Raw genomic sequence first — 21,288 nt, 5'->3', positions numbered from 1 at the left:
GAAAGTCTGCGCTCCTACGGCGTGATCGCTGCTTAATTTTGTCCGAAGTGTTGATAATGGGTTCCAAAGAAGTTTCGCAATGGCTCGATGTATAGCAGCATCAACTGCATAATGATCGTGGCGACGACCGACAGTAACATAAAGGGATTTGAGAAGGGACTCACTTCAGCAAAGAGTCGAGTGTTCGATCGGATCGCTAAAGCATGACCCATTTGTGCCAAACATAGCGTAGTAAACACCATTGTTTTCCAGCGATCGCGATCCAGTAGTCCGCCCTGTACCTGCTCGGTGTAGCCATAAGCCCAGGACATCATAAAGATCGTCACCACCGCCAACACCAGCCCAATCCGCACCATGTAAGAGCCTAAACCCCTTGCAAAAATGCTTTCTTGGGTATCTTTGGGTGGCTTTTGCATCACGATCGGTCTTCCGGGTTCCACCGCCAAAGCCAGTGCAGGAACACCATCCGTCACCAGATTCATCCACAAAATTTGCAGCGGCGACAACGGCACCCCGCCCAATCCCATTAACGGAGCAGCCGCGATCGTCAACACTTCCCCAATGTTGCTACCGAGAATGTAGCGAATAAACCGCCGAATGTTGATGTAGACGACTCGCCCTTCTTCGACCGCCGCCACGATCGTCGAAAAGTTATCATCCAACAGCACCATATCGCTGGCTTCTTTACTAACATCGGTGCCTGTGATGCCCATTGCCACCCCGATATCCGCCTGTTTGAGCGCGGGCGCATCATTTACGCCGTCTCCAGTCATCGCAACCACATGTTCGCGCTGTTGGAGTGCCTGGACGATTCTCAGCTTGTGTTCAGGAGAAACGCGGGCAAACACACTCACCTGATCAACCTGCTGTTCTAGATCGGGCTGACTGAGCTTTTCTAACTCTCGTCCCGTGAGAACACGATCGCCCGCCAAAGCAATTCCCAAATCTTCGGCAACCGCTTGCGCCGTCAACTGGTGGTCACCTGTAATCATCACCGCCCGAATGCCCGCCGCCCGACACCGCGCCACCGCATCCCGCACTTCTGGACGAGGCGCATCTAACATACCCACCAGTCCTAGCCAGACTAAGCCCGCTTCGGAGGTGTCTTCAGACGATTCGGGAGGAATTTCGTGGAGCGTTTTGTAGGCAAACCCTAGAACGCGCAGTCCCCGACTTGCCAGGTAGTTGTTTTGATCAACGATTTGCAGGCGAAGTTCATTGCTCAGAGGCTCGATCTGGTTGCCTGCTTCAATGTGTGTACAGCGCTCCAGCGTCAATTCTGGCGACCCTTTGGTAAACATGAAGTAGGGCATTCGATTTTTATCGACGATCGCCAACCCCATCGTTGATTCGTGACGGTGCCCCTGAGCATCCACAATTACGCTCATTCGCTTGCGTTCTGAAGAAAACGGAAACTCAGCCACACGCGGCAGCCAGCGGTCTTTTTTGCCTTTATCTAATCCAGCTTTCCCCGCTAGTGCCAACAGTGCGCCTTCAGTCGGATCGCCCAAAATGCTCCATTCTCCTTGCTCTTTTTGCAACACGGCATCATTACAAAGAACACAGGCGAGTAGAAGGGCTTGCAGGTCAGCTTGATTATTGGGGTCAACTAGCTTGTCTCGATTCAAAAAGTCACCACCGGGATTGTAGCCTTCACCTGTCACCTTGAGCGCGCCGCCGTGGGTATAGACCGCCTGCACAACCATCTTGTTTTGTGTCAGCGTCCCCGTTTTGTCAGAACAGATCGTCGTCACCGATCCGAGCGTCTCTACCGCAGGCAGTTTACGAATCAGAGCGTTGCGTTTAACCATGCGTTGGGTGCCCAAAGCCAGCGTCACCGTAATCACGGCAGGCAACCCTTCTGGAACGACAGCAACCGCCATACTCAGAGAGACTTTCACCAATTCTTCAAATAGACTGGGACGATAGAGTGTGCCGCCGATAATGGTAATCGCAACGAGAATCAACGCTCCAGTCACCAGCGTATTGCCCAACTGATTCATCCGTTTTTGTAACGGCGTAGGTTCAGTTTCGACCGACTGAAGCGCTTGAGCAATTTTTCCTAATTCCGTTCGCATTCCCGTTTCTGTTACGAGAACCGTTCCGCGTCCCTGGACAACTTCCGTCCCTTCAAACACTAGATTGATGCGATCGCCCAGGGGTGCATCTTCTGGCAAGGCTCCTGTGGATTGTTTGTTAACGGCGTGGGCCTCTCCGGTGAGAGCGGCTTCTCGAATTTGCAGATTAGCCACCTCTAATAAACGCCCATCTGCCGCGACTTTCACCCCCGCTTCGAGCAGCATCACGTCGCCCGGAACGAGATTTTTGGATTCAATTTCACTAGGCTTGCCGTCTCGAATCACCCGTACTCTCGAAGAAGACAACCCTTTGAGGGCGGCGAGTGCTTTTTCGGCCCGACTTTCTTGCAGATAGCCCAAAACGCCATTTAAGATCACGACCACAAAGATGGCGATCGCGTCTTTTGGAAAGGGGAATTTGCCCGTCGTAAAGCCTTCTCGCACATCCAAAATGGCAGAAATGACTGCGACCGCGATCAGCATCAACAACATGATGTTTTTGAACTGATCCCAGAGAATTTCGATCGGGCCACGCCCTGCTGATTCGGTAAGTTCGTTGGAGCCGTATTTTGCCAAACGATCGCTGACTTCTCGGCTCGTCAAACCAGAGGTGCGATCGCTCTTGAGCTTATGGAGCGTGTTCTCCGCTTCCAACGTATGCCAAGCCACGGCTGCGACTGGCTCAGTAACGCGCGAGTCTAACATGGAAGACATGATATTAAGTTTCCTGAAATGCTGTAATCCGTCTAGCACCTAATTATAGTGCCTGAGTGACATTGTTGAATACTATTAATTAGTATTAAGCATAGAGATGCCGCAGCAGAACGTGAATTTGATCCAGTTTTTTCACGGCGTTCTTGAGTGCTTCTGTCCTTCAAGCTGCCAATTCTAGGGAACTTTTAGACCAGATTTTCGGTTCAAAGTCCCCCACTCGTAGGGATTTTGAGGACGTTCCCAGATCTGTAAGCGACGCGAAGACGTTCATCGAACTAATATCAAATTGATCTTTGAGTGTTACAGATCTTGGAGAGCAACCTAAATCCGCCACTTGTGGGGACTTCAAGCCAAAGCAGCCTCGGATTCTCAAAGTTCCCCAGACTGGGGGATTTAGGGGGCGAAGGAGCTGTAGCCTTAACAAACTGATTTGGTATGACGTTTGATTAAAGGTCGAGGATTCAATAACCTGTAGTTTGGGCGGATGGTTCAAATCGCGCTACCCGAACGAATGCGCCGACTAGGAAAGCATCGGACACCTCACTGCAAAAAACCGACCTCTCCAAGAAATCGGAATCTTCAGCTTCAGAATTGCAAGTTTCGCGAGTTTAGCTTTGAGTACGCGGCTTTTTAGGGGATTGAGCCTTTGCCGATGACTTTGTGGATTTGCGTCGTTTGGGCGGAGTCAGGGGCACTGTTTTGTCAGAGGGTTCTACTTGGGATGGTGCGGATTTGTGCGGGTGACTCAAAGACATTGCGGGTTCGACTTCGGCTTCAATGACAGTCCCTTGCGATCGACCCGCTTCATTTTGCAACACTTCACCTACAACACTGCCCACGGTTTCCTCAATTTCTACATGGGTTTCTGCGGGAGGCTGCACTTCATTAGCCCCTTCTTTGCCTAGATCTGCTCCAAGGATTTCGTCGATCGGCTCCAGGTCTTCCTCAATCCCTTCTGGGGGGTGATCTGCTTTGGGCTGAGGCGCTGTTTCTTGCGTTAAGGGCATGATCGAACTAGAAGCCGGACTAAAAGATTGAGATGCCTCATCATAGTTCCAGGCAACGCCATCGGGGTCTTGTACCTGCGTCCAGCCATCAAAATTGGGCTTGGTTCTGCGTTGAGTAATCGCCTGAGATGTGGTGTTGAGCCGTTTGGCGAGGGAGGCGGTTGAATGAAGCTGCATGTCTGCGGTCTCTAAGTCTGGCTCGTCCCAGGGAGAAGGAATGGCAGTGTTAGCAACGGATTCTGAAGTTTTAGGAGACGAAGGTGCAGCAGGGCTAGAAGGAGTAGGAGGCGCTTCTAAGGGCGTTGTTTCTGTAATAGGTGGCTCAACCTCAACAGGCGGCGGAACGGGATTAACTTGCTCAATGAGATCGATTAATTGCGCTTGCGCCTCTTCTAGAGAAATCGCTTTAGCTTTGTAAGTCAAGACGATCGACTGCGCCAGTGGATTGAGTCTCACACTAGTAATAAAACTGAGCGATTCAATCTGACGGTGCAGTTTTACCGCGGCCTCCGGGTCTGTCTCCAGCCAGAAAGCTTTGATTCGCATCCGTCCTGCGATCGCATGAACAATCTGATAGCCGATCTGTTCCAATGGATTTTCTATAAAAACTTGGGAATAAACTGATCATATCAACTGGAGTAAGTTTGATTGCACCAGAGGAGTTTCTCAATTCTTTGGCTCAACCCAGGCTCTCGTCTATGAATCATTGAGAATTGAGAATAGATAGTTTATAGTCTGGTGAACATTAAAAGATGCCAGAAAAACACGATGTTAAGAAATTAATAATTCTGAGTGCAGCTTCATTTTCTACGCGATAATCGACTGTGAGCGCTACAAAGCTACGATCGCTCTATTTGCAGTCTGTATTAACCGTCTGTATTAACCACAGTCGTCAACCTTCTTACATAAAATCAACCTTAGAATGAAGCTCCGAGCTTGGGGCTGATAGGGTGGGTTTTGGGCAGCCGATGGATTTAGAATTTAATGCATTTGAGCGGTTGGCGGTGGCGATCGATGTTGGCTGTGAGGGATGAGGGATGAGGGATGAGGGATAAGGGATGAGGCTGGTTGTCCGGGCTTTCAGCTTTTTTGATTGTTCTAATCAATGTGGGAGTTATCTATAGATAATTGATGGTTAGATATCACAAAGATAAAGGATTTACTAATCGTAACGATAGAGTCATGAGAATCGAATGCACGATCGCGATTAATCAGATTTAAGGCTAGAAAATTCAGTCGATTAATATAAGTGTAGTCAATACTGAGGTGAGAAAAAATGAATACGAGTTTTATTAAAAGGGTTATTCAAATAAATCAATTTCTGGTACGCTAAAGACACAGATTCTTTATCGGGTGACTGCAAAATGTTTAAGCAAATTAGAAACGCAGGACGCATTGCTGCTGGAGTTGCATTCTCAATCCTTGGCGTGATTGGGGTCATTCTTCCTCTGGTTCCTGGCATTCCTTTTTTGATCGCTGCGGCCGCTTGCTTTAGTTCTTTAGAACCCTAGTCTAGACGAATGCGGAGTGTTGCTAGTTAGGTCATGATGGCGACCCCTGTCTACCCGGTTCTCTAGGGGAGTTTTCTACCGACTCATTTAGCAACACTAAATTGACCTCATTCCGCCATGCTCCTATCCATAATTTAGGATTGCCACATGAGCAGAATTATCACCTTTTTGGGTCAGGCAGGCGTGGGGCACACTCCGATCGCGATCGCCACCGCCAAGTGGTTTGCTCAACGCCAACAGCGCGTTCTACTAGTCACGCACAGCCCCAATCCCGCTGCCGAACTGCTTCTCAACATGCCGCTCACAGCCCAGCCCCAGGTCATCGCGCCCAAACTAGAGGCAGTCCAACTACAAACCACCGTTTTATTAGAGCAGTCCTGGCAAGAACTCAAAGAACTGATTGCGTTGTATGTTCCGATTCCCTCGTTTTCTGAGGAAGTGTATCCTGGCGAGTTGATTATCTTACCGGGTTTTGACAGTGTGCTGGCGTTTAATGCGCTGCGGCAGTACTACATGAGTGGTGATTATGATGTGATTATTTATAACGGACGGGGCGACCTAGAAACGCTGCGACTGTTGGGAGTGCCCGATGTTTTGGACTGGTACTTTAAGCGGTTTCGTCAGGTATTTGAGGCAATCGACTTAAGCAAAATTGCTGACTCGATCGGCGGCCCGATCGCCAGTGCCCTGATTACCGCCAACGTAGATACAAAAAAACTGGAACGGGAAATGAATCGCATTCGGGAATGGATTACTCAAGGAGTTGCCGTGGTGAATGATCCTCAAAGGCTTACCGCTTATTTGATAACCACTGATGAACCGAGCGCGATCGCAGAAGCTCGTTGGCTTTGGGGAAGTGCTCAACAGGTCAATCTGAGAGTCAGCGGCGTTTTGGTGGCAAATTCTCAGAGCGAACTATTTGAACTAGAACACGCCTTTGCGCCTCTAAGCGTGAATGCTCTACCCAAGTTGCACTCAGAAGCGTGGGATGAAGTCATCAAGGCGCTTCCCGATTTTATGGCGACGGCTTCCATTCCAGAACCTGTAACCATTGATCTACAACAGCGGCAGGTGCAGGTATTTTTGCCAGGATTTACCAAAAAGCAGGTGAAGCTGACTCAATTTGGATCTGAGTTGACGATCGAAGCAGGCGACCAGCGACGCAACATCTTTTTACCCCCCGAATTTCGGGGTCAGCCCATCCAGTTGGGCAAGTTTGAAGCTCCCTATTTGGTGGTTACTTTTTAGCCTGAGTTCGATAATTTTTTGCTTTGATGTTTAGGACTTTTGCCTCCCAACCCCAACTCTGGGAGACTTCCAAACTTCCAGTCTCAACGATTCATATCTAGGTTCAGCAATGCCGGGGAGATCGAGCGATCGCATCTTCTCCCCAGGCAGTTACGGTCGATATCACATCCAACGCTTTCTAGTGTGCGGTCTGATTTTAACCGTGGACTAAAAAGTTCGATTGGCGATTGGGTGCGCTAATAGAAACTTTGCTTCTTGAGCACGATCGCTGGTGGGATATCGATCAATTAACTGTTTGAGATACGTCGATCGACCACTGAGAAAATAGCTGGAAAACAGCAGATCATCCGTATAAGCACTGTTGGGAAACTTCACCTGTAGTTCGGTAATGATGCCGTCAATTCGACTCTGGTAGACGCTTTCAATATTAGGGGACGCTTCGCCACTGTATTGATCAATGATTTTACCTCCCATTGGCACCCCTACTGGTGGATGAATTCGCAGCGTTTCGTCAGGGTTGTGATTTTCCCATTGCCATAAGAGTGTCATTGCCGTCATATACAGCGTTTTCTCTCGGATTGCAGGTGATGTTTTGGGATCGTTTAATAACTGTTGATAAAGTGCGATCGCGACTGCATTTTGACTCGCCGTTTGATAGGCGGTTCGTACGGTTGTTTCTCCCCGTTTGCCGAGATCACAGACCCACCAATAGCGACAATCCCAGCGATCGTTGTCTTCAACGGGATAGCGCGTACTCGTGCTGTAAGTCATCGGTAAGTAATAGGTGCGGCCTTCGTCCCAGAGGGAAAGGTAGCCATTTTTCCAGCCGCCTGCTCCGCCCCAATTGGAGGCAATCTGGTAGCGTGACTCAACCGTGTTTTGTTTTTGCAAAGCGAGAAGATCTCTCCAGCGTTGTCGCTGCTCTGTTAACATCGTTTGCATTTCTTTCTGAATTTGATTCGCTTTCGTATCATCCCACCAAGCCCAGTTTGCGCTGTAATAACTGTCTAAAATGCGAGTTGGCATCGTTGTGAGATCTAATTGCTCTGACGTGTCTAATGCTTTTGCGTAATTGTGCGATCGGGCATACTTTACCGATAACGCATATTGCAGCAAAGGTGAAATTTCAGCCGTCTCTTTCTCATTCAACAACGTTTGAATCTGCTCGGCAGACAGGCCGACATCCAGCAGTGTTCGTACATGGGGATAGGCTAAATAACGAGCGTCATTGTCCCCGGTGGGCGTGGTCATCAGCTTGAGCCAGACGCGCATTGCACCCAAAATATCGCCCTGAGATTGTAGACTTCGAGCCAAAAAATCCATCGCGTCGTCAGCACCTGGATGATCTGCGTAACGACTCAGCCAGGTTGTCCAGGCTTGTGTTTTTTGGGCGGCGGTTTTTTTGCGAATCTGAGCCAAAATTTGCGGACTGCGAGACTCACCCCCAAAGTACGATCGCCCCGTCAAATTCCCATACTCTTTACAAGCCTGAATGAATTTTGACTGCGGATATTTTTGAGCCATTCCCACCAGAAGATAATAGGCGTGAGGGCCGCGATCGAGTCCATCTTGCGTGAATCCGTAAAAAACGGTTTTAGTGAGCTGATGCAGTTCGCGTAGATCGCCATTGAGAATCTGTTGAAGCTGCGCTGAGGCTTGAGGATCACCGTGTCGATCTAATTCGGCAATTGCCCACATGCGATCGGAGTCTTGAGAAGTTGCGATCGCTTTTAGCAATCCTTTACCCAGCACCGAAATTTTCCCAGCCTTTACCTCGCCCAATCGCTTGACTAGAATGTATTCTCTGGCATCTGTGGGAAGCTGACGGTAAGTTGCGATCGCCTGCTGAATTTGATTTGAAGTGGGTTGAGTGATTCGTTCAAACTTCGTCCATTGAGACAGATTAGGAATCGGTTTTTCTTGCTCTGGCGAATCGTAGGGGCTACGGTCAGTCAACACTGAGAGCAACGCTAAATTGAACTGATTGTAATAGCGAGATGAATTGGGCGGTTCTAAGTTTGCTTTGGCGAGTTGAATCAGTTTTGCTCGAAATTGGGGATCATTTAAGCCAAATCGTTCTTGCCAAACCTTCTCATCCTCACTTTCGTAGGAATTGGGCCCATAGAGCGTCTCAGGCTTACTTCTGATTAGCTCAAAGCTGTAGCCCCCAGCGCGACGTTGAATCTGCTGTGTGAGCCACAGCGTTGTGTAGGGTTTGCCTAAGTTGATAATTCCAGCGATTCCATAGGCTTGACGAGTTTCATCGCCTGTATGACTGTAGTATTCCAACAATGGATAAGCTTTTTCACCGTAGCGTTGCCAAACTGGATTCTTGAGTTTTCCGTCGCCCCATTTTAGCGTGATCATATCTTCTCGAATCGCTTGTAAAATCGGTTGCCACTGCGGATCAAATCGTAATCGATCGCGAATCACTTCATCAATCTCAACTTGTGCGATCGCCTCCGGGGTCATCTTTTCTGCCTGCTGTACGGCCACTTCTGGAGTCGGAATTTGCACTTCGCGCTGCGTCACTGACACGCCTTGAACATTCACCCCCAACGCCACCCACACGCCCAACACCAACAACTTTGTTCGCAGTCTGATCATGGTCTACTCATCCAAATGTCTCTTTCTATGAAAGCATTCCCCTTCACGACTTTTCAGAAACCTGTATCAAAGGTTATCATTAGCGATAAAAAATATCCTGGTAGCCACGTAGAGATATTCACTGTGACCTCATATCATAAAAAGCTGCAAGGCAGAACATTGGTCTGTTACATCGGTTTTTATTCATCGCCAAGTTTGCTTTTAGTACAATTAGTTCAAGCCATAACAGGCACAAAAACCTTAACCGTACAGTAAGTTTTTACGATACAAATCACAATCAATTGTGTAACGGCTTCGTCACTAATTTTTTATTGGTACTAAATTACACAGCATATTGAAGGAGCGCTATCGTTGCCAACGATCGGGTATCAATTTACGCTTGAGAGTAGCTCTGATTGCAAGATGGGTTTGCTGACCCTTAAACCCGCTCGTCCACGCTTTGAATCCTGTGCGTCTCCCTAACCCCCTATGTTGCCCCGTATTTCCCCTCGGCGCGTTCGCAATCAGGCGATAGATCCTGCTTCAGATCCCGCGTTGTCAGAAGTCACACCTGCTGTCTTCATTTCTTATTCGCGACGAGACAAGGCATTTGTTCAAAATTTGCACGCAGCGCTGAGTCGATTAAATCAAAAATCCTGGGTCGATTGGCAAGGCATTCTCCCGACTGAAAAGTGGTGGAAAGCGATCGAAGCCGGGATCGAATCGGCTCACACGTTTGTTTTTGTGATTAGTCCAACCTCGATCGCGTCGGCGGTGTGTACTCAAGAAATTGAACACGCCATTCAACACAACAAGCGGCTGGTTCCTATTTTGTATCAGGAAGTTGATGCAGCCCTCGTTCATCCGGCAATGAGTTCTCACAATTGGGTTTTGATGCGCGACAGTGATGATTTTGAAACGGCTGTTCAGCGATTAGTGACTGCGATCGAGACTAACTTACCCTATGTTCGCAACCATACTCGGCTGTTGATGAAAGCAATTGAATGGCAGCGATCGCAGCGTGATCCCAGTTTTCTGTTGCGCGGCAGTGATTTAAATCAGTCAGAAGAATGGCTCAAACAAGGGCGCACTCAAAGTCCCCGACCGACTGATCTACAAGTCGAATACATTACAACCAGCCGTCAGTCGCCTCATTTGCAGCCTACGCCCCGAACAGTCGTTTTAACGAGCGCGATCGTCACCATTTTGCTTATGGGCATTCGGTTTTTAGGCATTTTAGAACCGTTAGAACTGAAAGCCTATGACCAGTTCATGCAGCTTCGCCCCACTGAGCCGCCGGATTCTCGTTTGCTAGTAATAGAAATGACCGATGATGACATTCAGGCACAACTCCAACGCGACGAATCAGGAAAAGGTACGCTGTCCGATCGCTCCCTGGCTCGACTACTTGAAACGCTAGAACGCTATCAGCCTCGCTTGATTGGACTAGATATCTACCGAGATTTCAAAGCTGATCCCGTCTCTTTAGCAAAACAACTCAGGAGCGATCGTTTGATTGCCCTCTGTAAAGTTCCTGAAACGGATACTCAGCAGTCCGTTATCAATTCTGGAGTTGCGCCGCCGCCAGAGGTGTCTTCTCAACGGGTAGGATTTGGCGATGTGGTGCTTGATCAAGATAACGGAGTCCGACGACATTTATTGACTCAGCAAGCGGTTCCGAATGCTTCTTGTGCTTCGACTCAAGCGTTCAGTCTGGTATTAGCTCGGCGTTATTTAGAATTCCAGTCTGGCGGTAAGATTGCGTATCGCGATCCATTGATTTCTGAAGAAAATTTACAGTTGGGGCAGGTGGTTTTTCCTCGACTCGGCGCTTTTAGTAATGGTTATCAGGCGATCGACGCATCAGGCTATCAGACGTTACTTAACTATCGGGCCACGTCAGACGGAGCGAGAAATTTGGCTCAACGAGTCACTGTAGAAGACGTTCTCAAAGGCAAGCTCTCCGAAAAAGAGGTGCGCGATCGCATTGTTCTGATTGGCGTAACGGCGACTTCTGGCGTAAACGACTACCACACGACTCCTTATCAAACCCTTCCAGGCGTAACAGTGCAGGCGCAGATGGTGAGTCAGATTCTCAGTGCGGTGTTGGATGGGCGCTCACTGCTGACGGTTTGGGCCCCGTGGGGAGATGCACTTTGGATTTTGGTTTGGGGATTGGTGGGCGGCACGATCGTTTATTTTATTCATAAACCAATCAGACTGGTGTTGGCAGGAGGAGGTGCGATCGTGATTCTATTGGTGAGTTGTTGGGGGTTTTTAGTTATGGGTTCTGTGTGGGTGCCGCTAATCCCTTCAGTGTTGTCGCTGGTATTGACAGGTGCAGGTGCAATGTATGTCACCATTCGACAATATCAGGTAAAGAAGTATCGACCTATGCCTGCGTAAAGCATTTTTTCCTGAAACTCGTTGCGGGGTCATCATGATTTTGAATCAGGTATTATCTCGATCGCTTCTAGCCTTCACGATCGCAGTCTTTGGATTTTATCCTTTCCCGGCTCAGGGGCAGTCTGTCAATTTTTTTAATCGAGTCAGAGCCATTTTTTCGCGTCCGTCTTCTGCTCCTGCCGCAGGTCGCCGTCGGGGAGCCGCCATTCGCAGTGGGACGTGTCAAGCGATGAATCCACCTCTCACAGCCCTGATTCCGCTTTATCAAACTGCGGGAAGTAGCTTTTTGGTGAGTACGACGACGGCTGAATATCCCACGCTCTGGTTTTATGTGCCCTATGCAATCACGCCCGATCGCCCCGCTGAGTTGAGGCGAGATGACCCCGATCCGACCGATCGCAACTACGTCCAACAGCAAACCGTTCTGCGACTGACCAATGCGCCTGCTGGAGTGATTGGCGTTCGTCTCCCGGCGACCGAAGCCCCCCTAAAAATCGATCAATCTTATCACTGGACTTTTGTCGTATTGTGCGATCGCCAAGATGCGTCTACAAATCAGTTTGTGTCAGGTGCGATCGTACGTCTAACGGCTCAATCTAGTTTAATGCAGCAAATTCAGCAAACCGGGCAACAGTCGCGCCTCTATACCCAAGCCGGATTTTGGGAAGATGCGGTCACAACGCTTGCAGACCTCAAACGCCGCTCTTCTAATGATTCTCAACTGACAGCCGAATGGACAGCTTTGCTAAAGACTGTAGATTTAGAAGCGATCGCAACCAAACCTATCGTTCAATGCTGTGAAGGTGCAAAATGAGCGTCGTTCAGAAAATACTGATTCTGTTAAGCGGTTGCTTTTTACTGGCTCCTTCGATGGTTTGTGCCCAGTCGATTACCCCTGCCGCCGACGGCACCGGAACGATCGTCACACCCAACGGGAATCAGCTAAACATCAGTGGAGGTCAGCTTTCTGGAGATGGGGCAAATCTGTTTCAGAGCTTCGATCGCTTTGGGTTAGATCAAGGACAGGTGGCTAATTTTCTATCTAGTCCTGCAATCCGTAATATTCTGGGCCGTGTAGTCGGTGGCGATGTTTCTGTAATTAACGGATTGATTCAAGTTAGCGGTGGCATTTCTAATCTGTTTCTAATCAATCCAGCGGGAATTATTTTTAATCCAACTGCTAGTTTGAATGTGCCTGCTGCATTCACAGCGACGACAGCGAATGGAATCGGATTTGCAAATGGAGGGTGGTTTAATTCGGTTGGGTCAAATGACTACGCAGCGTTGCTCGGAAGTCCCAATCAGTTTAGTTTTTTGACAGGAGGCACGATCGCGAACCTGGGTAATCTCGCCGTACAACCTGGACAAAGCCTAACCTTTCTCGGTGGCACTGTTCTCAATCTGGGAACGCTCACCGCTCCAGAAGGACAGATTACGATCGCCGCCATCCCTTACTCAAATCTCGTTCGCCTCACCCAACAGGGCAGCTTACTAAGCTTAGAATTTCAGCCGATCGCGTCTGCGACCTTGCCTCAACTTTTGACGGGCGATCGGGTCATCAATGCCACCGGAGTCACGACCCATTCTGACGGCACGATCCAGCTAACGGGTTCAGGCTTGCGGATTCCAGCTAATTCGGGAACGGCGATCGCATCGGGAACGCTAAACGTCACAGGGCAAACAGGAGGAACGGTCAATGTGTTGGGCGATCGAGTGGCGCTCATTTCTGCTAACCTCGACGCTTCTGGGATCAAGGGTGGCGGGACTGTTCGGATTGGAGGCGACTATCAGGGCAAAGGGACGGTGCCTGCATTAGAAACCTGGGTCGATCGCAACTCTATCATTCGAGCAGATGGCATGACTCAAGGCAACGGGGGAACCATCATCGCCTGGGCAAATCAGACCGCCAATTTAGACGGTATTTTCACAGCGAGAGGCGGCTCGATTTCGGGTAACGGTGGCTTAATTGAAACCTCTGGCCGCCAAACTCTCAACCTCACCAGTACGCCCGATGCCAGCGCGGTGAATGGATTGGGTGGCACTTGGCTGATTGACCCCGTAAACATCACCATTACCGCTCCAATTGGAGGAATGCCACTCGGCCCAAATCAAATTGATGTCGCAAATATTAACACTGCCTTAAACGCAGGAACTTCTGTCGCGATTACAACGAATACTGCTGGAAATGATGCTGGAGATATTCTAGTAAACTCACCGATTAGCAAAACGGCTGGAACAGATGCAACCCTACGATTAGATGCCGTCAGAGACATTACGCTTAATAGCAGTATTACTTCAACGAGCAATCGACTGAGCTTAATTTTGAATGGCGACAGTAATGGTATCGGGGATGGCAAAATTGCAATTAGTCAACCGATCGCGACCGCAGGCGGCAATATTACAGTCAATGGTTCGAGCAATGGGGTGCCCTCGGCGATCGTAGTTTCTCAGCCCATCAATTCTGGCGGCGGCAACATCACCTTCACGGGTACGTCCACTGGGCTGGAAGCGCTTTCTACTATCAGAGTCTCAAACTTAATCTCATCTCAGGGCGGCAACATTACCTTCACAGCAACGAATTCAGATGGCACAGGAATCGCTAGTTTTGCTCCGATTAGCTCTGGGGGCGGTAACATTACCCTGGGTGCGTCGGCTGGGTCTCAAGGAGTTGGGGGTGTAGGAATCACAATCAGCAACTCAGTGACCTCTCAAGGTGGCAATATCACCCTCACAGGCACGAGCCAACAAGCAGAAGGCGTGATTAGCTTTGCCCCGATTAATTCGGGAGGCGGCACCATCACAGTCAACGGCACCACGAACGGAACAGATGGGAGTGGCATTAGCTTGTATAGTGCTGTCAATTCAGCAGGCGGAACAATCAATCTGACGGGCACAGGCAATTCTGGAATTGCAACCCTCTCAGATTCACGAGGGACTGGAACAATCACTTCAGAAGCAGGAGACATTAATCTGACCGCCGATCGCTTGTCGCCACTCTCACTCTCCGGCACAGGCAATCTTTTCATACAACCCCTCACCCCAACACTCAACATTCAGCTTGGCAACAATTCAGAAGCTCAATTTCTCTCCCAAAGCTTTCTGCAAGCCCTTGTTCCTGGATTTCGATCAGTGACGATCGGGGGAATTACGAGCAATGGTTCAATCACGTTTGCCAATAACCTTACCTTTACTTCACCTGTCACGATCAGAACACTGGGAGCAATTGATGGTCAAGGCTTCAACATTGTTGGAACTGGAAGCATCAACCTGCAAGCTAACTCTATTAATGCTGGCGATATCAATTCTAGTAGCACAGTTGGTAATGGAGGAGACATCGCACTCGTTGCTCGCGATCGCATCACCACAGGCAGTTTGAACGCTAGTTCTACGGTTGGAAATGGAGGTAACGTTCTCCTCGATCCAGCAGTGGATATTGTTGTGCAGTCGATCAATGCTCAAGGGGCAGCCATCGGCGGCAAGGTGGACATTATCACAGACAGCTTTTTCCGGGCGTTGGGAGCCTTTCGCGATCGCAATGGCATCGATTCTAGTATCTCGACGGCTGGAGGTCTTCGCGGCGGAGCTATTTCGATTCGGGCTAATCGTAGTTCACCAAACACTCCTTTTATGATTGGAGATGCTACAACGAATGGCACAGTGGGCGCTATTACAACGGGAAATGAGACTCAATTACCCTTGCGATCGGTGACAGGTTTATTCAGGTTAGGCGATCCTCCTGCTGACATTCAAATTGTGACTGCCGCAGTGTCTAATTCAATTGTGAATCCAGTCGTGAATCCGGTGGTGACTCCAATCGTAAATCCTAGTGCGAATCTGGTAGTGAATCCAATCGCGCCTAATTCAACGATTCAATCTAACATTTCCGGTGTGCCTGAGATTCAGCAACGGACTCCTGGTGTTACGGAGTTGCCCAATGCTGCTCCGCCGTCCCTTTTGATTGACTCCACTTTGGCTCCGCTAGAAGCTGCCATCACCAACGAATTCACCAACTACCTGACACTTCCCACGGCTCCCCCCACTGTTACGCTACCAGAAGCTCAAAACAACTTGCTGCAAGTTCAGTCAGAGACAGGAGTCAAACCAGCGCTACTTTACCTGACCTTTAGCCCAGAAACGCCAGGAGTAGACTTAGGTCAACCAGAGAGCGATCGACTAGAAATCCTGCTAGTTACTGCAACAAAACCACCCATTCGCAAACGCATTTCAGCCGCTACTCGATCGCTCGTTCTCAAAACCGCCCAACAATTTCGCAACGAGGTCTCTGATCCGAGTAAGACGCGCACTCGTAGTTACTTGACTTCAGCCCAACAGCTTTATCAATGGATGATTGCTCCGATTGAGTCTGAGCTTAAAGCTAATGGCATTCAAAATTTGGCGTTTATTGTAGATTCTGGATTGCGACTAATGCCGATCGCCGCCCTTCACGATGGTCAAAGTTTCATCATTGAGAACTACAGTGTTGGCATTATGCCCAGTCTTAGTTTGACAGACACTCGGTTTGTGCGCTTAAAAAATGCTGAAGTCCTTGCGGCAGGAGCCTCTGAGTTTCAAGATCAAAATCCTTTACCGTCTGTTGCGATCGAGCTATCAACTATCCAAAAACTGTGGTTTGGCGATACTTTGCTCAACGAAAGCTTCACGCTCAACAATCTCAAAGTCAAACGTGAACAACAACCATTTGGCATCATTCACTTATCGACTCATGGGGAATTTTTACCAGGGGCGATCGGCAACTCTTACATTCAACTCAGCGATACCAAACTGCGCCTCGATCAAATTAGACAACTCGGTTGGAACACACCCCCTGTCGAATTGTTAGTTCTCAGTGCTTGTCGAATGGCGGTCGGGAGCCGAGATGCCGAACTAGGATTTGCCGGATTTGCGGTGCAGGCAGGCGTAAAATCTGCGTTAGCAAGCTTGTGGAATGTTAGCGACGAAGGCACTTCTGGACTCATGGCAGAATTTTATCAACAATTGCAGCAAGCCCCAATCAAAGCCGAAGGACTGCGGAGAGCGCAAATCGCAATGCTTAAAGGAACAGTCCGGTTACAGTCGGGTGATTTAATCTGGTCAGGTGGACGATCGCCCCTGCCTACAGATCTCTCGATCGTCAGCGATCGGCTGTCTCACCCCTACTACTGGTCTGCCTTCACCCTGATCGGAAGTCCGTGGTAACCGAGCATTACAACTAAACTTTTGACCAACCATCACCACTAAACTTTTGTCAAACTACTTGACGCGCCGCCCAATCCCCGATATTCTCTCAACTTAAGGCTGTTTGATAAAATAGCCCCGAACACCCAAAATCTAGTTCGTCGCCGCCCAAGGCTGTTCACAGCAACCGAGGACGGCTAACCCACAAGACTGATCTTCCCAGTCAAGAGGGCTAATGGAGGATCTTACCACTCCATCGGTCGCTCTGACTTGCGCTGATTGTCGGGGCGACTAGTTTTTGGGCGTTCAAACAACCCTGAAACTCATTTTGGAGTTATTTGATCATGGAAAAAGCGTTTTTGAGCGCTGGCTTTCGGCTGTGCAATTTACTGTGGTCTATTCTCGAATCGATTGAAGACCGTCATCTAGCATTCGTCACCCCATTCACATCTCCTTCTCACGATGCGATTCCCACTCCACTACAAGATCTGTTGCCCAAAACGTTGATTCCTCAATCAAACGAGTTTGAAGCGCTGCGGGTTTTGGTGATTGGTTCCGTCGAGGGTGTCAATGAAACTGTGCAAAACCTCCACGCTCGACACTTTGCCCAGGCGAGTGATTGGAGTCCCTTGTTACCTGCGCCGATTCCGGGAACCGTAATGCGAGTGCTAGTTCGCCAGCGTCAAAAATAAGGCGTTGCTGACTGATTGACTGATTCGCCTTCATTGCAGTGTTGTCGGTCAATCAGGGAGCATCCCAATTGTGCAAAATCTCGGATTGCCCTCCTCACGAAGTGGGGCGAGAGCTTTGCCAGCCCTGCCGTGTACGCACACGTCGATCGATCTGTTATTGCTGAGAGCCTTCGCCCCCTAAATCCCCCAAAAATGGGGGACTTTGAGCCGTCGTCCTGGCTTTGAACTTTGGAAATCTTTCCTTTGTCAAAGTCCCCCAGCCTGGGGGATTTAGGGGGCTGAAGCCGCCTGAAACGAAGCGACAACGACTTGTGTGTACACGGTAGGCCCTTCTTCTCCCTGGGGAGAAGGTGAGTCAGATCTCTTGTTTCCTCTCCTGGGGGAGAGGGTCAGGGTGAGGGCAGAAAGACTGTGCTACACAATTGGGATGCTCCCGTCAATCAGTCCTTGTCGGAGCGAGTTGTAGTTAGCCGCCTAATAGTCTTCCTGCAACAATCATAGATGCCCTCCGAAGGTTCTTGCAAAGCTAACATTGACGTAAATTCGATGAGAGTTTGTCGCTTCGTTGTTCACGGCTAGAGAAGAATTCTAGTTCAAAGTCCCTCACTTGTGGGGGATTTAGGGGGCATTTCTGGATCTGCGACCCCTTGCGGCTATCTCGAAGAGCGGGAAGCATTCGTCGAACTGACGTTAACATTAATCGACAGGTATTCACGCAGGAAGGCTCTTGCGAATCGCCGTCCAGAAGTTCGCTTGATGTCGAGATCGATCGAATTCACACTCAAAGATCACGCTCTTGCTGCACACTGAATTAGCTGTAGTGCTTGTTCACGATTGTTCTTGTCCTGTAGTGTGTTAGCCACTTTTTGCGCCTGGACAGGTTGCTTTAGTCGGGCATACTCTACAGCGATCGCTTCCAACAAACTCCCGCGATCGTCGGTCATGTCGATGATTGTTCCACCTTCTGCCCCTAGACGATCAACTTGTGACTCATCCCCTGGAATCGTTTGCGCTACCTTAAAAGCCTGATCCAACATTGGCAGTGCCTGATCAGATTGACGAAGTTCAACATAGCGCTGTGCGATCGCAAGAAGTAGCTGAGTTTTGCGCCTTTCTGGTGTAAGTTGATCAACAATCGGAATAGCTAGATCAAAGCGATTTTGGTTGAGCAATAAAGTTGCAGCAGACTGTAGGCGATATTCTCGACCATCGGGATTTTGAGTGCCCTGAGCGAGTTGGAGTGCCCCGATCGCCTGCTTTGCATTCAAAAACAATGTAAACGGATTGTCAATGCGTCCCCCGATGCCTGTATCACCTGCGCTGGCATTGAGTTGAACGACTTGCTCAAGCAGTTGGCGCGATGTCTCAGTTTCTCCCATTTGAGCATACGTCAGCGCAATCGCTCCCACGCCAATGTATTTGAGGTCGATCGGTTGAGAGATATCGCCGCCTTCTCGTTTAATTCGTTCACTAGCAGCTTTTGCGAGAGGCTCAATTTGTTGTTGAGTTTGCTGAAGGAGGGTTTTTGCCCAGGCGGTTTGTCCAGACTGATGAGCAATGAGCGCGATCGTAGCACGTAACTTAACCCGCAACAAAGAACGATTGGCGATCGGCAACTGCTCGACCCAGTTCAAGGCTTGGGTGTGTTGTCCGCTTTGAGCATAGGCTTCGACAATTTTTTGGATCTGTTCATCTTGTAGACCATAGTCGATCGTAGAAATGCGCGCCCATTCTTGTAAAATCCAATCAAACAACTGAGCTTCTGTGGCAGTTCTGATGAGATCGGCTAGTTCTGCTCTTTGCCAATCATCTTTCTTATTTTGAATCTGGCTCAACTGTTGGCTCAGAAGCTGCGTGGCGCGATCGGGTCGTTTTGCCTGAATATCAGCCGCCATGATTGCTTTAAAGGCTTCTGGCTGAAAGAAGGTCAAATCGGTTTGTGCAAGCTGTTTGGCCTCGTCGCGTCGCCCGACTGTGAGATAGTCTGTCACCAATTTTCGTATGACCAGTTCTCGCAGCGATGTCTCACCCTTAGCCGTGAGAGATTTGGCGACTTGCAGTGCTTGCCGAAACCGCTGAGTGGCTTTGTCTGGTTGCTTTGCTTTGTCATAACCAACGGCAAGCTGTCCGAGTGCCATTGTTTTCTGAGCCGGGTTCGTAATGGTGGCAATCAGTTGTTCTGCATTGTTGAGTTGTTGGGCGTTGCTGTAGGCATTGGCAATTTCGCGCAGTGTGATCGCTTGACTTTCTGAGTTTTTGGGCAAGGTTGCAGCAACATCTTTCGCTTTGGCGTAGTTTCCTGACTGGGCATAGATCGCGGCTAGCTGTTGCAAAAGTTCTAGTCGAGTGGACTGTGCAGCAGGTATTTGTTGAATTGTTTTTTCTACTTGCTCAAGAATGGACTGTGCCGCTTGAGGTTGAGAGAGCATTACAGATCCCTCCGCAACGTCGAGTAAGCCCTTTGCCTTGAAGGTTGCTCCTTGAATAAATGGGGCGGCTTCACGGGCTTGATTGAGGGCACTGGTGGCGGTTTGGGGCTGACCTAGCGTGGTGTAGTGACGAGCGATCGCTGCCAGTGCGCGAGTTTTGATCAAACTATGGGTCGGAAAGAGCCGTTGAGTAATTTGGAATAGCTGATCTAAGGTCGATCGCAGTTGCGTTGATTGTGAGTTGCCCGCTAGTTTGATCAATCGCTCAAATCGAGGAGTCGAGCTGCTACCATCATTCAAAAGCCATTGCGAAACTAGATCGGGGTGAATCAACGTTGGCTCGACTTGCAGCGCGATCGACAAGGCTTCTTGTAGTTTCTCAAAAGTTACTTTGCTATCTCTACTATCTAATGCGGCGCGGGCTTGCTCTGATGGTGTCAAGATGCGACTTTCTACCGACTGATCGGGAGCGCAAACCAAAGGAGGAACCGACTGAGCAACCCCGCGATCGCTCATCAAAGTAGCATTCTGAACACCAACCAAGACAAATAAAGTAAGTAGACAGTTAAACCGCAATAAATAAGGCATATCAGAACTAAAGTATGGCTATCTATCAGTAGTAGATACGACATTAAGAGTTTCCGTTCCCGACTGTTAATGAATGGTTTGGACAAAATCATCGATCCGTAGGGTGTGTTAAGCCATGCAAAACGCACCACTAACCCAAACCACCCCCACGAAACGTAAATACTTCGATTATGGAGAAATTAACGAAATCTATTGATTGATTAATTTGTAAATAAAAGATGCAGCAGTCTGCCTAAAGAGGTATTCTCATCCTACGGGGATGCATTCTATCCTTTGGGGAGAAAATGAATAGTCGTGATTCAATGAACGATCGTGAACTGAAACCCACGCAGTCCCCTTTGTCAAAACCAACTGACAATCTAGCCATGTCCCTTTTAGGAGCTTGAGCGCATGAATAAAATCAGCACCAACAAGATCAAATCAGCGACTCCGTTTCTCCTTTGGTTTCGTCGCTATCTGCCACAAGCACTACAAGCGCGAGTGCGCCCCTACCTTGACCAACCCTACCAACTGGCGCTCAACATTCTCGATTGTTGTAATCCGACTCAGCCGATCGCTGTCGGAAATATTGCTCAAGATGCCAGCGTGACGCGAGAAACGGCGAGACAGGTCTTATTGGCGCTCAAAGAGGGCGGAATGCTGTTTGCGGTGAGTCCGACTAAGGGCTGGCAACCTCTAGAGATAGAGTCATTGTCCTCTGAAGCGATCGCAGGTCTTGAGTCCGATCGCCTTGAACTTGCTTTGTGGGTCGATCATGTACACCACGTCTAAAAACACTCAAATCTCATTTACATTTCATTAGACTTCCTGCGCGAATCCGGAAACGCCCCCTAAATCCCCCACAAGTGAGGGAC

11 protein-coding genes are annotated in these 21,288 nt (G+C 49.1%); 7 read left to right on the top strand and 4 right to left on the bottom strand.

Features of this window, described 5'->3' with window-relative positions:
• Positions 1 to 32: 32 nt before the first annotated feature.
• The gene (locus ACJ2PR_RS29080; protein WP_446879592.1) at positions 33 to 2,792 is read right to left on the bottom strand and encodes a cation-translocating P-type ATPase; all 2,760 of its coding nucleotides are present in this window, start codon (positions 2,790 to 2,792) and stop codon (positions 33 to 35) included.
• A gap of 608 nt (positions 2,793 to 3,400) precedes the next feature.
• Entirely contained in the window at positions 3,401 to 4,390 is a 990-nt protein-coding gene (locus tag ACJ2PR_RS29075; protein WP_446879591.1) for an HMA2 domain-containing protein, read from the bottom strand.
• Between the two features lie 773 nt (positions 4,391 to 5,163).
• Here ACJ2PR_RS29075 and ACJ2PR_RS29070 point away from each other — a divergent pair.
• Positions 5,164 to 5,310 (top strand): DUF454 family protein, encoded by a 147-nt coding sequence (locus ACJ2PR_RS29070; protein ID WP_446870588.1) that lies wholly within the window; start codon positions 5,164 to 5,166, stop codon positions 5,308 to 5,310.
• Positions 5,311 to 5,457: 147 nt separating this feature from the next.
• The gene (locus tag ACJ2PR_RS29065; RefSeq protein WP_446879590.1) at positions 5,458 to 6,558 is read left to right on the top strand and encodes a Get3/ArsA fold putative tail anchor-mediating ATPase NosAFP; all 1,101 of its coding nucleotides are present in this window, start codon (positions 5,458 to 5,460) and stop codon (positions 6,556 to 6,558) included.
• Between the two features lie 207 nt (positions 6,559 to 6,765).
• Here ACJ2PR_RS29065 and ACJ2PR_RS29060 read toward each other — a convergent pair whose 3' ends face one another.
• Positions 6,766 to 9,165, bottom strand: a complete 2,400-nt coding sequence (locus ACJ2PR_RS29060; protein ID WP_446879589.1) for a hypothetical protein — start codon at positions 9,163 to 9,165, stop codon at positions 6,766 to 6,768.
• 468 nt (positions 9,166 to 9,633) lie between these two features.
• Here ACJ2PR_RS29060 and ACJ2PR_RS29055 point away from each other — a divergent pair, with 468 nt between their 5' ends.
• The 4 genes from ACJ2PR_RS29055 to ACJ2PR_RS29040 all read left to right on the top strand — a co-directional run bounded on the left by ACJ2PR_RS29055 (position 9,634) and on the right by ACJ2PR_RS29040 (position 17,417).
• Complete coding sequence (locus ACJ2PR_RS29055) at positions 9,634 to 11,550, top strand: CHASE2 domain-containing protein (protein WP_446879588.1); 1,917 nt, start codon at positions 9,634 to 9,636, stop codon at positions 11,548 to 11,550.
• A 34-nt stretch (positions 11,551 to 11,584) separates the two neighbouring features.
• Entirely contained in the window at positions 11,585 to 12,364 is a 780-nt protein-coding gene (locus tag ACJ2PR_RS29050) for a DUF928 domain-containing protein (RefSeq protein ID WP_446879587.1), read from the top strand.
• Positions 12,361 to 16,746: a CHAT domain-containing protein gene (locus tag ACJ2PR_RS29045; RefSeq protein WP_446879586.1), complete on the top strand. Its 4,386-nt coding sequence runs from the start codon at positions 12,361 to 12,363 to the stop codon at positions 16,744 to 16,746. Before ACJ2PR_RS29050 ends, ACJ2PR_RS29045 begins: the two co-directional genes overlap by 4 nt.
• A 323-nt stretch (positions 16,747 to 17,069) precedes the next feature.
• Entirely contained in the window at positions 17,070 to 17,417 is a 348-nt protein-coding gene (locus ACJ2PR_RS29040) for a hypothetical protein (RefSeq protein WP_446879585.1), read from the top strand.
• A 788-nt stretch (positions 17,418 to 18,205) separates the two neighbouring features.
• Here the strand turns inward: ACJ2PR_RS29040 and ACJ2PR_RS29035 are convergent.
• Positions 18,206 to 20,434 carry a tetratricopeptide repeat protein gene (locus ACJ2PR_RS29035; protein ID WP_446879584.1) on the bottom strand — a complete coding sequence of 743 codons (2,229 nt, stop codon included), beginning with the start codon at positions 20,432 to 20,434 and terminating at the stop codon, positions 18,206 to 18,208.
• 390 nt (positions 20,435 to 20,824) lie between these two features.
• Between ACJ2PR_RS29035 and ACJ2PR_RS29030 the strand changes: the two genes are divergently transcribed.
• Positions 20,825 to 21,205, top strand: a complete 381-nt coding sequence (locus ACJ2PR_RS29030; RefSeq protein WP_446870580.1) for a hypothetical protein — start codon at positions 20,825 to 20,827, stop codon at positions 21,203 to 21,205.
• The last annotated feature ends 83 nt before the right edge of the window (positions 21,206 to 21,288 follow it).

The sequence above is a fragment of the Phormidesmis sp. 146-33 genome, assembly GCF_052939515.1.
This window is presented reverse-complemented; position numbering and strand designations above follow the sequence as displayed.

Bases quoted from the DNA above. Each gene is read 5' to 3' on its own strand.
- ACJ2PR_RS29080 (WP_446879592.1), bottom strand. From the start codon at position 2,792: ATGTCTTCCATGTTAGACTCGCGCGTTACTGAGCCAGTCGCAGCCGTG.
- ACJ2PR_RS29070 (WP_446870588.1), top strand. From the start codon at position 5,164: ATGTTTAAGCAAATTAGAAACGCAGGACGCATTGCTGCTGGAGTTGCA.
- ACJ2PR_RS29065 (WP_446879590.1), top strand. From the start codon at position 5,458: ATGAGCAGAATTATCACCTTTTTGGGTCAGGCAGGCGTGGGGCACACT.
- ACJ2PR_RS29060 (WP_446879589.1), bottom strand. From the start codon at position 9,165: ATGATCAGACTGCGAACAAAGTTGTTGGTGTTGGGCGTGTGGGTGGCG.
- ACJ2PR_RS29055 (WP_446879588.1), top strand. From the start codon at position 9,634: ATGTTGCCCCGTATTTCCCCTCGGCGCGTTCGCAATCAGGCGATAGAT.
- ACJ2PR_RS29050 (WP_446879587.1), top strand. From the start codon at position 11,585: ATGATTTTGAATCAGGTATTATCTCGATCGCTTCTAGCCTTCACGATC.
- ACJ2PR_RS29045 (WP_446879586.1), top strand. From the start codon at position 12,361: ATGAGCGTCGTTCAGAAAATACTGATTCTGTTAAGCGGTTGCTTTTTA.
- ACJ2PR_RS29040 (WP_446879585.1), top strand. From the start codon at position 17,070: ATGGAAAAAGCGTTTTTGAGCGCTGGCTTTCGGCTGTGCAATTTACTG.
- ACJ2PR_RS29035 (WP_446879584.1), bottom strand. From the start codon at position 20,434: ATGCCTTATTTATTGCGGTTTAACTGTCTACTTACTTTATTTGTCTTG.
- ACJ2PR_RS29030 (WP_446870580.1), top strand. From the start codon at position 20,825: ATGAATAAAATCAGCACCAACAAGATCAAATCAGCGACTCCGTTTCTC.